The following is a 13,117-nucleotide window of genomic DNA, read 5'->3' on the forward strand; positions in this document are numbered from 1 at the left end:
TGTGGTGGTACAGCACGAAAGTGGGGGTGATCGACCTGAAGAAAAAGTCGATCACCATGGGTAAAGGATGTTAAATAGTGTTCACCATGTCCCCGAACACCTGTCTACCATGTCCCCGGACCGTACACCCATAGGGAGAGGGTGCAAAAACTAAAAACGGCAACTTGCGTTGCCGTTTTGCGTTTACCTTGCCGCCACCCGGCAAATAAACTCAAATCTTACACGCATCACCGCAATCATCGTCGGCAACCACTGCCTGCGCTTTTTTATCCGCATCTTCAAGACGTTCCGCATTGCGCTCTTGCGCTTCTTCCAGTCCGTTAAACACCAGATTCTCGAGATCAATTTCCATCATGCACCTGCTTAGTTCAGTTTTGCTGTTGGCAGATTATAGGATAAAAAAGTCAGGGAAAGTACCTCACCGCACGTAACGCCAATCCCTGCCATACTCATTCTCGAACGGATAAGAGGAGGGAAAATGATCACACTCTGCAAAACCTGCGGGACATCCTATGACTCTGCGCCTGCACGCTGCGCGATTTGCGAAGACGAGCGCCAGTATGTTCCCGTCAGCGGGCAACAGTGGGTTGATTTTGATACCGTTACACGAAGCCACACCAACAAATGGCAGCAGCTTGAGCCTGGCCTTTTAAGCCTCAAAACCGTACCCAAATTTGCCATCAACCAGCGTGCATTATTGCTGACCACGCCGCATGGCAACGTGCTGTGGGATTGCATCGCCACGCTCGACCCGGCCACGTTAACGCTGATTAAGGCGCTGGGCGGAATCCACGCTATCGCCATTTCCCATCCGCATTATTACACCACCATGCAGGACTGGGCGGCGGCATTTGACGCCCCGGTCTATCTCCACGCCAGCGATCGGGAGTGGGTGATGCGCGACAGTTCGGCGCTGCATTTCTGGGACGGTGATGCTCTGGATATTTTGCCCGGCGTCCGGCTGCTGCGTCTGGGCGGGCACTTTGCCGGTGGCACGGTACTGCATTGGACTAACGACAGCGGCGTTCTGCTGGCCGGGGATATTTTGCAGGTCACGCCCGGCGCGGATCGCGTGTCGTTTATGTGGAGTTACCCGAATATGCTCCCGCTGCCTGGAGCCACGGTAGAGGCGATCACCGACCGTCTGAACGCGGTGGCTTTCGAACGGCTGTACGGCGCATTCGAAGGCCAAAACATCACTGAGAATGCTCATGAAATCGTCATGCAATCAGGGCGGAAATATATTTCTTGTATGAAGTAAAGCGCGGTGGGTAAACTCAGGAAGCGTGATCTTGATCATGCCTAAACTAAAACAGATAAAAGAGACATTGCTATGCAACATATCATTGAAGGTTTTCTCAGCTTTCAAAAAGAGATTTTCCCGCAACGTAAAGAACTCTTCCGCAGTTTAGCGTCCAGCCAGAATCCCAAAGCGCTTTTCATCTCTTGCTCAGACAGTCGTCTGGTCCCAGAACTGGTGACGCAGCAGGAACCGGGACAGCTCTTTGTCATTCGTAATGCTGGCAACATAGTGCCGCCGTTCGGTCCTGAACCGGGCGGTGTCTCTGCGACGATCGAGTATGCGGTTGTGGCGCTGGGCGTGACTGATATCGTGATTTGCGGTCACTCTAACTGTGGTGCGATGAAAGCGATTGCCGACAACGCCAACCTCGATCCGATGCCTGCGGTCTCCCACTGGTTGCGTTATTCCGACGCCGCCAAAGCGGTGGTTGAGAACAAAACCTGGGATACGCCGACCGACAAAGTGAACGCGATGGTGCAGGAAAACGTCTTTGCTCAGCTGAGCAACATCAAAACCCATCCATCCGTAGCGGTGGGCCTGCGCAATAACGCCATCCGTCTGCACGGTTGGGTTTATGACATCGAAAGCGGCGCAATTCTGGCGCTCGATAAAGACAGCAAAACCTTTATCTCCCTGTCTGATAATCCGCAGGTTTACTTCGAGTAAACCCGCGTCAGGGCGGGAATTTTCCCGCCCTGAAACGCTCATTATCCCGGCATGACTTCCCGCTTCAGACCCGCCTTACGCGCCGTTACCGGCAGCAGATCCGCCGCCGCGACGTACCCGTCCGGGTCGAGACAGCGGTTTAATTCCCGCGCTTTCGCCAGAATTTCTTCATTCCAGTAAACGCGTTTACGCTGATCGCCTTGCGTGGTGATGATACATTCCACGTCGCCGTCGACGGCGCGATATTTTCGCCAGCTATTGGCCGGAACGGAAATCACCGAGCGCTCAGGTGCAATCACGCTGACTTCCTCGCCCGCCTGATTCCACGTCACCTCCAGCTCGCCTTTAAACACCATGATCACCTGCACGTCCGGGCACAAATGACGCCCGACCACATGCTCTGGCGCAAGGCGCAGCCATTCCACGGAGAACCCATGCGGATTCACAATCGCTGGCGCGGCGTGGCGATCCTGCGAAATGCCGTAGCCAATCACCGGCGCAATTTCGCCACCGTGACCCGGCAGCACGGAATCCAGCAGACCGTCAGCCGACCAGCGGCGTTCGTCCCCGGTCACTGCACGCTGGCGCATCTCTGCAACAGAATAGTGGCGCAGGGCGGCGATCTCTTCCGGCGGCAGCGGGGCTAACAGCTGTGACGCGTCCGGCAGCGTATCGCCCGCGTTGACGTCGAGCAGCATATTGTCTTTGCTCAGATACAGCCCGTATTCGCTGGCCGCCGCCAGAATCGACGGGTGCCAGATGATCCCCCCGGTGTTATTTCCGCCGAGCACCGTATACACCATCCCGCAGGTCTCTTCTTTACTGACGTTGGTGAAGCCACGGAAAATCCACGTCGGAATCGACAAAATGGCGGGCGCGCTGAACTCGGCTTCGTTTTCGCCGTTCGCCCCCCAGCGAAAACGCCAAGTGCCTTCGTGAATCAAAAACACTTCCGCCGTGAAGTGCAGATGCAGGTTATTGGTCACGCCTTTCGGCATCGCCGCCGCGCCAATGTTAAAGCCGTGTGGTTCAGGAATGTTCACCACCTGCGCCGATGACTGCGTCACGCCAGGCCCGATAAACGAGTAGTTCTGCTTCAGATGCGAGCCAGGCAGCTTGCAGTCAATGAACGCCAGATTGCAGGACACCATATCGTCCGGTGTGATAACGCGGGTTTTGGCCTGCGCCGGGGTAATCGATTGTACTTTCATGTGTTCTCCTGTTAATAACCGGATGCACCCGTGGTCGGGGCGGATGTGCCGCGTGCCTGCGCGATGGCAACGCGTGCGGCACGGCCAAGCTGCATGACGTCGTTGGCGGGGGTGACAAACTGAAAACCTTGTTCGATGCGCAGTCGCGCCGCATCGCCGGAGGTGCAAAATATCCCCGCCAGTTTTTGCCTCTCGCGGCAGCGGCTGACCACCCGCTCAACGGCAGCGAGCATGTCAGGATGCTGAGATTCCGCGCTGGCGCTGCCTGTGAGGGTGAGCGACAGATCGTTTGGGCCGATAAACACCCCGTCCAGCCCGTCGGTTGCCAGAATGGCGTCGAGATTCGCCAGCCCTTCGCGGGTTTCAATCATCGCCAGGGTCAGGATCGCCTGATTCGCGTGCTGCGGATAATCCGCACCGCCGTACAGCAAACCGCGTGCCGGGCCAAAGGAACGCACGCCGTACGGTGGATAGCGGCAGGCGGCGACAAAGTGCGCGGCCTGTTCGGCAGTCGAGATCATCGGGCAGATAATCCCGTACGCTCCGGCGTCGAGCATGCGCATGATCTGCGCCGGGTCGTTGTGCTGAACACGCACCAGCGGCACCGCCGGGGTGGCGGAGAGTGCTTGCAGCATCGTCAGGGCGCTGGCGAAATCGATCATTCCGTGCTGCAAATCCACGGTCACTGCGTCATAACCCTGATGGCCGACAATTTCCGCACTGTAGCTCGACGGGATCGCCAGCCAGCCGTTGATGATTGGCGTGTTTTCCTGAATCAACTCTTTGAGTTTATTACGTCGCATTAAGAGACTCCTGAATCCACTGGCGCAGCGGCGGGGCGATTTCGTCGGGCGCTTCGAGCACCGCGAAATGTCCAGCGGTGTGCACGGTTATCCGTCGCGAGCGAACCGCACTTGCCGAGGCCAGTTGATGATGATGGGGCGTGCAGATCGGATCGTGCGCGCCGTTGATGATAATGATTGGGCATGAGAGTGCGGCCAGTGCCACGCGGTTATCCCGACGGGTGATGGCGATTTCCGTTTGACTGGCAAAGGTATCGTGGCCGCTCTCTTCTGCCATCTGGCAGATAATTTCCCTGAGCGCCGGATCACCCAGGCGCTCGGGTGCAACATACTTATGCCACAAATTTGCAGAGAGCCACTCCGCCAGCCCCTGTTCATGCGCCGTACTAACCGCTTCGCGCCGGGAAGACGCATTTTCCGGCGCATCGGCGAGCGGATTCACCGAGATTAGCGCCAGTCCGGCCAGCCGCTCGGGGGCGTCGGCGGCCATTTGGAGCGCCACGATAGCCCCGAGAGAAAACCCGGCCAGCAGAAAACGTGGCGGCAGGTTTTGCAGCAGACGCCGTGCGGCCTGTGGTGCGGAATCTGAACCCGTCAGGCTGATACACATCACGCTGGAAAGCGCTAATTGTTCAACCAGCGGCTGCCACAGCCGGGCAGTGCAGAGCGTGCCGCCAATCAGCACCAGCGGCAGTTCGGTATTATCGAGCATGACTTACCTCAGGTTGCCGTCCAGCCGCCGTCGACCAGCAGGGCGGTGCCGGTGATCATCGCCGCCGCGTCGGAGGCCAAAAACACGACCGGCCCCATCACATCTTCGACGCGTCCGAGCCGCCGCAGCTTGATGTTCTCCAGCACGTAGCGGCGAAAATCGGGGTTATCCAGCGATTGTCGCGACAGCTCGGTTTCGATAAAGGTCGGGCAGATCGTATTGACCCGAATCCCCGCATCGCCCAGCTCCAGCGCCATCGTTTTGCTCAATCCCTCCAGCGCAAATTTTGATGCACAATAGACGCTGCGATTCGGGCCGCCGACGTGGCCCATTTGGGATGACACATGAATAATGGAACCGGCAATCCCTTCGTCGCGCATCCGCTGCGCCACCCGCTGGCTGATAAAGAAGGTGGCCCGCAGATTTAGCGTCATTACGGCGTCAAAATTATCTTCGCTCACCGTCAAGAAAGGCTCATGGCGGGCCAGTCCGGCGCTGTTCACCAGAATGTCAAAAGCGGGCAACTGCCCCAGCGCCGACTCGACGCTGGCGCTGTCCGTGATATCCAGCGCCAGCGGATGCAGCGTCAAACCGCTTTCGCCCGCCAGCGCGGCGGCGTGTTCCAGCGTGAGGGGATCGCGCGCGGCAATCCACACCTGAGCGCCCGCCTGAGCGAGGGCCACGGCGCTGGCAAATCCCAGTCCTTTGGAGCCGCCGGTCACCAGCGCCCGTTTTCCTCTTAGAGCAAAAGAAGGCGTTTGCGGAAGCGTCATGAATTACACCTTTTCCCGTACGGGCGCAGGCGTGGCGTAGGGCACGTCGGTATTCCCGTAGCGACGTACGCGAATGTTGGCCTGCTCCGCATGTCCGGCAAAACCTTCCAGCAGTGATAAACGCGAGCAGTAGCTGCCGATTTCGGCGGTCGCTTCGTCGCTGAGGACTTTTTGCCAGGTGCAGGTTTTCATAAATTTGCCGACCCACAGGCCGCCCGTGTAACGCGCTGCTTTTTGCGTGGGAAGGGTGTGATTGGTGCCGATCACTTTGTCGCCATAGGCCACATTGGTGCGCGGGCCGAGGAACAGGGCGCCAAAGTTGGTGAGATTTTCGAGGAACCAGTCATCGCGGTCGGTCATCACCTGCACGTGCTCGGAGGCAATGCTGTCCGCTTCAGCCAACATTTCGTCGTAGCTGTCGCAGACAATAATTTCGCCGTAATCTTGCCAGGACTGGCGGGACACGTCGGCGGTTGGCAGTTTCTCCAGCAGGCGCTCGATTTCTGTCAGCGTTTCTTTTGCCAGTTTTAGCGAGTTGGTCAGCAGAATGGCAGGCGTGGTGACGCCGTGTTCCGCCTGACCCAGCAGATCGGTGGCGCAGATTTCCGCATCGACGGTGTCGTCGGCAATCACCAGCGTTTCCGTCGGACCGGCGAACAGATCAATGCCGACGCGGCCAAATAGCTGGCGCTTGGCTTCGGCCACATAGGCGTTGCCCGGCCCGACCAGCATATCAACCGGGGCTAGGGTGTCGGTGCCGAGCGCCATCGCGCCAATCGCCTGAATCCCGCCGAGGGCGAAGATCTCCGTCGCGCCCGCCATTTTCTGCGCGGCGACGATCGCCGGAGCCGGTTCGCCGCCAAACGGTGGGGCGCAGCTGATGATGCGCGAACAGCCCGCGACGTTGGCGGTGATAATCGACATATGCGCCGAGGCCAGCAGCGGATATTTCCCGCCCGGCACATAGCAGCCAACGGCGTTTATCGGGATATTTTTATGGCCTAGGATTACGCCGGGGCGGGTTTCAATTTCCAGGTCACGCAGGCAGGCTTTTTGCGCACGGGCAAAATTAAACACCTGCTCCTGGGCAAACTCGATATCGTGAATATCCTGACGGCTGAGCCTTTTCATGCAGCTGTTTATTTCTGCTTCCGACAGGCGATAATCACGGCGGTCGTAATTGTCGAATTTAATTGATAATTCGCGAATCGCTTTATTCCCGCGTTTTTCAATATCCATCAGAATCAGCTCTACGGTTTCGCGTATTTGCCGCTGCGCTTCCTGACGTTCCTGCACCGGTTTACTGGATTTAAGTTGATAAGCCACGATGTTCTCCTTTCATATTTGAAATGACAGATACCCTCCCGGCGAGCCGGGATAAATAGTAATAAGCGGTTAAATTATTCTCGCGCGGAGGCGAGGGAACGGTTTGCCGATATTTCTGCTGGCAGACTGGCTTTACGTGAATGAACCCAGCGCACCGAAAGCGGTGTTGCGATGGCTGCGAGAATAGACAGACCGGCAATAAACAGATACCCGGACGAGAGATTAATATGCTGCATCATTACGCCCATGATCACCGGGCCGGCAAACATACCGCATGAATAAATGGTCTGGAATAATCCCATGCGGGTGGACTGTTCATCTGAAGAGGTGTTGACCACGCTCAGCGACATAAATGCCGCGAAAGCCATACCAAATGAGAAACCGGCCAGCGCCTGTAACAGATAGATGAGATACAGATTGCTGGTAAACGGAATGCCAAACGAGGAAACCACCTGCAGCAGAATGCCCAGCACGGCGGTTTTGACCAGCCCAAGCCGCTGATAAAACACCGAGCTGCACAGGGCAATTGCCAGAGCGTAGAAGATCAGGTGAATGTTACTCAGCAGAGTTAGAATGCCAGCCTGCGCGCCCAGCTGTTCAGCGTAGATAGGTGTGAGCGTGTCGCGGGTGGCGAACGGCACCAGAATCACGATGGTCGCCAGAATGCCAATCAGCCAGACGGAGCGGTCGGCCAGCTGGAGTTTCGCGCCTGCAATACAGGCTTTCAGAGACGGAGCCTTAACCGGATCGTGAACGTCGCGGATGCGGGTGGTCAGGAACAGGGCCAGCAGGGCGGACACACAGGAGACGAAAAATGCAATGTTGTTCGCAAAATAGTGAATCAACACGCCGCCGATGCAGTTGCCAAGAAACACCCCGATAGGGCCTGCCAGCGCCAGCAGAGCGACCGCTGCCGGGGCTTCTTTGCGATCAAAATAACGGATAAACAGAATGTTATACAGCACCCAGGTAGCCGCGGTGACGCCATCGGCGGCTTTGGCGAGATACAGCGTAATGGCGTTTGGCTCCAGCCAGGCAATCGGCCAGGCGACAATCGGCAGCACCAGCGCTATCTGGATAAAAATTTTGCGGCTCTTCACCACATCAGAAATGATCCCCAGCGGGAAGCGAATCATCAGCGTCGCCAGACCGCTGGCGCCCATGATGATGCCCATCACCTGCGGTTCAATGCCCTGATTGATCATCATCGGCGCAAGAAACGCATCAATGCTGTGAATACAGATGTAAAACAATACGCTGATGATAAAAAACAGCCGGGCTTCCGGGCGGCGTAACAGTGCTCGAAACATGGTTGTGAACCTCTTAATAATTAATGGGTTATAACCAATCAAGTACAACGTTTACCGGTTCATTCCCTCTGGTGACGACCCAATTCGCCCGGTACAATTGACGGTGTGCATACGTATTCAAAAATTGAAGTTACGAAAAGGTTTCAATTTTGTAAAGGTACAAGATCACCATTGTGAAAAAAATAATTTAGACGGTTGCATACGCATGCAAAGATGGTGTAAGACTAAAAAGCACTCACTTTCCAGGCGCTCCTGACGGGGCGATTGTGATACAAAACCTGAATGTGGCAGTGACAGGATAAGGAACCCAGGGTAATGAAGCGTAAGACTTTTGCGGCGGTGACCAGCCAGCAGGTGGCACAGTTAGCAGGTGTATCTCAGTCAGCGGTATCGCGGACTTTCACGCCGGGGGCGAGTATTTCGCCCGCCACGCGTGAAAAAGTGCTCAAGGCGGCACGCGAGCTGGGCTATCGGCCAAATGCGATTGCCCGGTCGCTCAACACCGCCCGGTCACGCATCATCGGCGTGGTGATCTCTTATTTCGATAATCAGTTTTACCCGCAGGTGCTGGAAGCGTTGGCGCAAAAACTGGATACCCTCAACTATCACTTGCTGTTGTTTGTCGGTGACAGGGACGGCAACGTGGACCGGATTTTTGACCAGATCATGCAGTACCGCGTGGATGGCATTGTGCTGGCGTCGGTCACGCTGTCGCTGGATCTCTCGCAGGAGTGTCTGGCCGCCGGCATTCCGGTGGTGCTGTTCAATCGCAGCGAAGAGAGCGGTATGGCGTCGAGCGTCAACAGCAATAACGAAGCCGCTGCGCGCCAGATCGCAGAATTTTTGCTGGCCGGGGAACATAAGCGCTTCGCCTACGTCGGCGGCGTGGCGGACTCGTCGGTGAATATCGCCCGTCAGCGCGGGTATCTTGAGACGCTCGCGGAACACGGCGTCACAGACGTACAGGTGGTGAATGGCAACTATGACGCGCAGCAAACCACGCGCGCGGCGTATTCTCTGTTCACTAACGCACCCGCACCGGACGCCATTTTTGTCGCCAACGACCATATGGCGGTGACGGTGATGGACGTGGCGCGTTACGAATTTGGTCTGCGGGTGCCGGAAGACGTGTCGATCATTGGTTACGACGATATTGGCCCGTCGGGCTGGCCGTCTTATGCCTTAACGTCGGCCTCCCAACCGGTGGAGGCGATGGTGACGGCAACGGTAGAGTTACTGATGAAGCAAATCGACAGCGGCAACATCGAGCCAGAACAAATTACGCTGCCCGGTATGCTGGTGGTGCGCCACTCGGCGCGGCGTCCGCGCACCGGTGTTATCGAAAAAGACGGTTTATCTCTGTTCCAGCCTCAGGAGGTCAAATGAGCAGATTGCCGGGGTTCAGCCCCCAGTTCGACTCCATTCAGCAATTTATTTTGACTCTCACCCACGTGGTGTGGGAGCAAAAGGACATCGGCCAGCTGGCTGACTTTTACGCCACGCCAGTGGTGTTTATCACCCCGGAAAAACAGCTCACTGAACTGTCGCAATTTATGCGCCTGACGCTGGAGGCGATGCACAGTTTTCCGCAACGCTCGGTGCTGACGGAAGATATTCTTTGCAGCCACACTCCGGGTGAAGAGTATTACGCCGCCCAGCGTACGATGGCCTCGATTCGCCATCAGGGGGAAGGATTCTTCGGGGCGCCGACCGGGAACAATGTTTGGGTGCGCACCTGGGCTGACCGAATCTGCGCTGACGGCGCGGTGCGCCAGGAATGGTTGCTTCAGGATCGGGCGGCGATAGTGTCGCAGCTGGGATTGGATGTGCGCGAGTTTGCCCGCAATCTTGCCGCCACCCAGCAGCAGCTCGGTATCCAGCCAGAATCGGCGGAAATCCTGGACGCGCGCTGGTCGGGCGGGCCAGAAGGTGATGATATCGACGGGCCGCTGGCGGGCGTGGTTGAGCGCTATATGACGATGTGGGCTGGCGGCAATGGCGGAACGGTGCCGGGGTTGTATCATCCCGCCGCCACGCTATACGCTCCGGGGCATCACGTCGCCACCGGCGAGCAGGAGATCGGTGCCTGGCTTTCCGGCTATCGCGCCTCGTTTGCGGACAGCGAAACCCAGCTCCACCATCTGATCGTGCGCAAAGACGTGAATGAACCGGTGCGCATTTCCCTGCGCTGGTCGCTGCTCACCTGGCATGACGGTTACGGTAAATTTGGTTCGCCGACCCGTAAACCGGTTTCAATTACCGGTATTACTCAGCTGGAATTACGCGATGGTTTAATTATTCGTGAATATTTAGGTATTGATGAATTAGCTATCTGGTCTCAGGTAGTGAATTAATAAAGGGGAGGTTCGCCTCCCGTCACATTTTTATTAACGCTGTGAACGTTCATTTCTCCATCCATTCCGGGTGCGGGAACTTATTGTCTGAAAATAGATGCAGGAGGTCACATGTCTTCAACTGAAGCAACAAATAAAGCTCCAGCCGTACCCGAGAAAAACAGCTCAAAACCTACGCGAGACGAACCGGTATTACAGGTCGAACGTCGTGACTTTATTGATTTAGTGCCGGAAAAACGCCCGCGCGCCCAATCATTAAGAGGCTTCGACGACTGTTATACAGATATTGTCGATTATATCGTTCGCTGTACCCATAAAATTTGGGATGAGCGCGATGTGGGATTAATTTATACCCATTACACCCACAACTGTGTTTTATATAATGCGCTGGGAACGCTGTATAACCGTGAACAGGTGGTGCAGGATACGCTCCAGCGCTTAATTGCTTTCCCGGAACGTCGCGGCATGGCGACCCAGGTTATCTGGAACGGTAATGACGTCGATGGTTTTTACACTTCCCATCTGGTGACCGGCAGCGGACGTCACACCCAGTTCAGTCATCTTGGCAAGCCGACCAATCGCACTTTCGTTACCCGTACCGTCGCCGACTGCATGATCCACGAGAACAAAATTTATCGTGAGTGGGTGGTGAGCGACAACATGTCGATGATGAAACAGTTGGGTCTGGACACCGATGAAGTCGCCTTTAACATGGCGAAAGAGCAGTTTGATAAAGGCTTCCGCGTCACCGATATCGGCGAGAATGGCCGGATGCTTGGCCAGTATCCGCCGGATGTGGCCTGCGATGTCTCTATCGCCCATACCGACACCGAAGAGCAGCTCCTGCGCTGGCTGCATGAGATTTATAACCGCCGGATGTTGGGCAAAATCAAAGAGATTTACGCCCCGAATGTGCAGTGGCATGGCCCATTAATGAAAGAGCTGTACGGCACGGCGGCGGTGACGCACCAGACGCTGGCGCTGATTGGCATGATCCCGGATGGCGCGTGGCTCCCGCAGCATATCTGCTCCAATCCGTGCGACGAGGGCGGCGTCAAAGTGGCGGTGCGCTGGATTATCGAAGGCCATCATCTGGGCTACGGCGAGCTGGGGAAACCGACCGGTGAACGCCTGTTCGTGATGGGGATGTCCCATTACCACATTATCAACGGCAAAATCGTCGACGAGTGGGTGGTGTATGACCATCTGGCGCTGCTGGCGCAGATCAAACTCGGCCAGATGGAGGACGCGTAATGTCAGCTCAGTCTATTACCGAACAGGTGCGCTGGATCAAGCGCCCTCAGGGTCAGGATGCTCTGGCCGATCGCTCATTGACGGATAAAGTGAGCGCGATTATTGAGCGCGTGAAAGGTGAGGGTGACAGCGCGCTCAGGGCTTTTTCACAGCAGTTCGACAAAGTGGTGCCGGAGCAATTTGAAGTAACGGCGCAGGAGATTGAAACCGCGCTGAGGGAACTCGATCCGCAAACCCGACGCGACAGCGAATTTGCGATTGCTCAGGTGCGCCGTTTTGCCCAGGCGCAGCTGGCGACCATGCAGCCGCTGGAAATCGAAACCCTGCCGGGCGTGCATCTCGGGCATCGTATAATTCCGGTGCAAACCGTCGGATGTTACGTCCCTGGCGGGCGCTATCCAATCCTTTCTGCGCCGGTGATGTCGATTGTTCCGGCGACGGTGGCGGGCTGCGAGCAGATTATTGCCTGTCTGCCGCCGGGTGCACATCCGGCGATGATTGCGGTGTGTCATCTGGCGGGCGCACATCGAATTTTCAAAATTGGCGGTGCGCAGGCGATCGCGGCGATGGCCTGGGGGACTGAAAGCGTTCCGGCGGTGGACAAAATTGTCGGGCCGGGCAATGCCTTCGTCAATGAAGCCAAGCGCCAGGTGTTTGGCAAAGTGGGCATTGACGCCCTGGCCGGGCCGAGCGAAATCTTCACCGTGGCCGACGACAGCGCCGATCCGCGCATACTGGCGGCAGATTTACTGGCGCAGGCCGAGCATGACGTTCATACCCGCGTCGGGCTGGCGACCACCAGCCAGGCGATTGCTGAAGGTACGCAGAGGGAGATCCAGCGTCAGTTAAGCTCGTTGCCAACGGCGGAAACAGCAGGTGAGGCGTGGCGTCGGCAGGGTGAAATCGTGGTGTGTGACACAGAAGAGCAGCTGATTGCCTTCGCGGATCACATGGCGACGGAGCATCTGCAGGTACATACCCGCGATCCGCACGGCACGGCGGCGAAGATCCGCAACTACGGTTCGCTGTTTATTGGTCAGAACGCCAGCGTGGTGTTCTCGGATAAATGCTGCGGGACCAACCACACCTTGCCGACAATGGCAGCGGCGCGTTACACCGGCGGACTGTGGGTGGGAGCGTATGTGAAAGTCTGTACTCATCAATGGATTGACGAGCAGGGCATCGCAGCCATTGCAGAACCAGCGATTCGCCAGAGCCGCACCGAGGGTATGCAGGGACACCGCCGTGCGGCGGAAATTCGCCTCCGGCCAGGGGAGATTGATGCGATTACCTCGGGGATGAGAGACTAAGTTTTGTAGGCTGGGGGCTGTTTCCCCTCACCCTAACCCTCTCCCACAGGAAGAGGGGACTGTCCGGAGGGAGAGGGGACTTTACCACCCTCTCC

Annotated in this window: 13 protein-coding genes; 6 read left to right on the forward strand and 7 right to left on the reverse strand. The window is 56.9% G+C overall.

Annotated features, from left to right (window positions below; translation table 11 throughout):
* Positions 1 to 211: 211 nt before the first annotated feature.
* Positions 212 to 352 (reverse strand): hypothetical protein, encoded by a 141-nt coding sequence (locus JBO43_RS00005; protein WP_103949095.1) that lies wholly within the window; start codon positions 350 to 352, stop codon positions 212 to 214.
* A 126-nt stretch (positions 353 to 478) separates the two neighbouring features.
* Between JBO43_RS00005 and JBO43_RS00010 the strand changes: the two genes are divergently transcribed.
* Together JBO43_RS00010 and JBO43_RS00015 are read left to right on the forward strand one after the other, a co-directional pair.
* The gene (locus tag JBO43_RS00010) at positions 479 to 1,261 is read left to right on the forward strand and encodes an MBL fold metallo-hydrolase (RefSeq protein WP_202673431.1); all 783 of its coding nucleotides are present in this window, start codon (positions 479 to 481) and stop codon (positions 1,259 to 1,261) included.
* Positions 1,262 to 1,333: 72 nt separating this feature from the next.
* A complete protein-coding gene (locus tag JBO43_RS00015) occupies positions 1,334 to 1,969 on the forward strand; it encodes a carbonic anhydrase (RefSeq protein WP_095281775.1) in 636 nt (211 codons plus the stop codon).
* A 41-nt stretch (positions 1,970 to 2,010) separates the two neighbouring features.
* On the opposite strand, the gene JBO43_RS00020 is transcribed toward JBO43_RS00015, so the two are convergent.
* From JBO43_RS00020 to JBO43_RS00045, 6 genes are all read right to left on the reverse strand, one after another.
* On the reverse strand, positions 2,011 to 3,180 hold the full coding sequence (locus JBO43_RS00020) for a cupin domain-containing protein (protein ID WP_202673432.1): 1,170 nt from the start codon (positions 3,178 to 3,180) through the stop codon (positions 2,011 to 2,013).
* An 11-nt stretch (positions 3,181 to 3,191) separates the two neighbouring features.
* Positions 3,192 to 3,983 (reverse strand): HpcH/HpaI aldolase family protein, encoded by a 792-nt coding sequence (locus tag JBO43_RS00025; protein ID WP_202673433.1) that lies wholly within the window; start codon positions 3,981 to 3,983, stop codon positions 3,192 to 3,194.
* Complete coding sequence (locus JBO43_RS00030) at positions 3,973 to 4,695, reverse strand: alpha/beta fold hydrolase (protein ID WP_237729894.1); 723 nt, start codon at positions 4,693 to 4,695, stop codon at positions 3,973 to 3,975. Before JBO43_RS00030 ends, JBO43_RS00025 begins: the two co-directional genes overlap by 11 nt.
* An 8-nt stretch (positions 4,696 to 4,703) precedes the next feature.
* Positions 4,704 to 5,468, reverse strand: coding sequence for an SDR family NAD(P)-dependent oxidoreductase (locus JBO43_RS00035; protein WP_103949091.1), 765 nt, complete (start codon positions 5,466 to 5,468; stop codon positions 4,704 to 4,706).
* Between the two features lie 3 nt (positions 5,469 to 5,471).
* Positions 5,472 to 6,794, reverse strand: a complete 1,323-nt coding sequence (hisD, locus tag JBO43_RS00040; protein WP_202673434.1) for a histidinol dehydrogenase — start codon at positions 6,792 to 6,794, stop codon at positions 5,472 to 5,474.
* 74 nt (positions 6,795 to 6,868) lie between these two features.
* A complete protein-coding gene (locus JBO43_RS00045) occupies positions 6,869 to 8,104 on the reverse strand; it encodes an MFS transporter (RefSeq protein ID WP_202673435.1) in 1,236 nt (411 codons plus the stop codon).
* Positions 8,105 to 8,419: 315 nt separating this feature from the next.
* Here JBO43_RS00045 and JBO43_RS00050 point away from each other — a divergent pair, with 315 nt between their 5' ends.
* The 4 genes from JBO43_RS00050 (at position 8,420) to hisD (JBO43_RS00065) (ending at position 13,022) form a co-directional block, all read left to right on the forward strand.
* Positions 8,420 to 9,490 carry a LacI family DNA-binding transcriptional regulator gene (locus JBO43_RS00050; RefSeq protein WP_095281781.1) on the forward strand — a complete coding sequence of 357 codons (1,071 nt, stop codon included), beginning with the start codon at positions 8,420 to 8,422 and terminating at the stop codon, positions 9,488 to 9,490.
* Positions 9,487 to 10,458 carry a nuclear transport factor 2 family protein gene (locus JBO43_RS00055; protein ID WP_202673436.1) on the forward strand — a complete coding sequence of 324 codons (972 nt, stop codon included), beginning with the start codon at positions 9,487 to 9,489 and terminating at the stop codon, positions 10,456 to 10,458. Before JBO43_RS00050 ends, JBO43_RS00055 begins: the two co-directional genes overlap by 4 nt.
* A gap of 111 nt (positions 10,459 to 10,569) precedes the next feature.
* Positions 10,570 to 11,712, forward strand: a complete 1,143-nt coding sequence (locus JBO43_RS00060; protein ID WP_103946424.1) for a nuclear transport factor 2 family protein — start codon at positions 10,570 to 10,572, stop codon at positions 11,710 to 11,712.
* Positions 11,712 to 13,022, forward strand: a complete 1,311-nt coding sequence (hisD, locus tag JBO43_RS00065) for a histidinol dehydrogenase (RefSeq protein ID WP_237729895.1) — start codon at positions 11,712 to 11,714, stop codon at positions 13,020 to 13,022. Before JBO43_RS00060 ends, hisD (JBO43_RS00065) begins: the two co-directional genes overlap by 1 nt.
* Positions 13,023 to 13,117: the final 95 nt, after the last annotated feature.

The sequence above is a fragment of the Lelliottia jeotgali genome (genome assembly GCF_016771845.1).
GTDB classification, from domain to species: Bacteria; Pseudomonadota; Gammaproteobacteria; order Enterobacterales; family Enterobacteriaceae; genus Enterobacter; species Enterobacter jeotgali.

Coding starts and splice junctions, on each gene's coding strand:
- JBO43_RS00005 (WP_103949095.1), bottom strand. CDS start 352: ATGGAAATTGATCTCGAGAATCTGGTGTTTAACGGACTGGAAGAAGCG.
- JBO43_RS00010 (WP_202673431.1), top strand. CDS start 479: ATGATCACACTCTGCAAAACCTGCGGGACATCCTATGACTCTGCGCCT.
- JBO43_RS00015 (WP_095281775.1), top strand. CDS start 1,334: ATGCAACATATCATTGAAGGTTTTCTCAGCTTTCAAAAAGAGATTTTC.
- JBO43_RS00020 (WP_202673432.1), bottom strand. CDS start 3,180: ATGAAAGTACAATCGATTACCCCGGCGCAGGCCAAAACCCGCGTTATC.
- JBO43_RS00025 (WP_202673433.1), bottom strand. CDS start 3,983: ATGCGACGTAATAAACTCAAAGAGTTGATTCAGGAAAACACGCCAATC.
- JBO43_RS00030 (WP_237729894.1), bottom strand. CDS start 4,695: ATGCTCGATAATACCGAACTGCCGCTGGTGCTGATTGGCGGCACGCTC.
- JBO43_RS00035 (WP_103949091.1), bottom strand. CDS start 5,468: ATGACGCTTCCGCAAACGCCTTCTTTTGCTCTAAGAGGAAAACGGGCG.
- JBO43_RS00045 (WP_202673435.1), bottom strand. CDS start 8,104: ATGTTTCGAGCACTGTTACGCCGCCCGGAAGCCCGGCTGTTTTTTATC.
- JBO43_RS00050 (WP_095281781.1), top strand. CDS start 8,420: ATGAAGCGTAAGACTTTTGCGGCGGTGACCAGCCAGCAGGTGGCACAG.
- JBO43_RS00055 (WP_202673436.1), top strand. CDS start 9,487: ATGAGCAGATTGCCGGGGTTCAGCCCCCAGTTCGACTCCATTCAGCAA.
- JBO43_RS00060 (WP_103946424.1), top strand. CDS start 10,570: ATGTCTTCAACTGAAGCAACAAATAAAGCTCCAGCCGTACCCGAGAAA.
- hisD (WP_237729895.1), top strand. CDS start 11,712: ATGTCAGCTCAGTCTATTACCGAACAGGTGCGCTGGATCAAGCGCCCT.